Annotated in this window: 1 pseudogene; it reads right to left on the minus strand. The window is 31.4% G+C overall.

Annotated features, from left to right (window positions below):
• Positions 1–54 precede the first annotated feature (54 nt).
• Positions 55–309 (minus strand): annotated as a pseudogene (locus BTV99_RS13730) (hypothetical protein); the annotation flags it as partial.

Consider the following 309-nt stretch of genomic DNA (forward strand, 5'->3'; position numbering starts at 1 on the left):
AAGTTGGTTTAGTTGTTGAAAATATCGTAGAAATGAATTGCAGAGCTTTAATGACTAAAAAAAGTCTTGATGATTATGTTCGAAGGGTAACCAATACTCTTTATCCTTTATAGTAATCATAATCATTCTATTGTCATTTTTCTCTATAGATATAGTTTTCAAATCCTTCAGGTGCACCTTTAAATTGTGAAAATAAGCTAAACCTAACTGATACCACAAAAGCTCATCATTTTTCGATAAATTGGCTTTATTGGCCAGCTTCATAATCTGTTTTTCAAGTTGTTTACTAGGGCGTGTCCCTAATTCAGT

Origin of the sequence: Psychrobacter sp. Rd 27.2, from assembly GCF_001921755.1 — a bacterium.
In the GTDB taxonomy this organism is placed as follows: Bacteria; Pseudomonadota; Gammaproteobacteria; order Pseudomonadales; family Moraxellaceae; genus Psychrobacter; species Psychrobacter celer.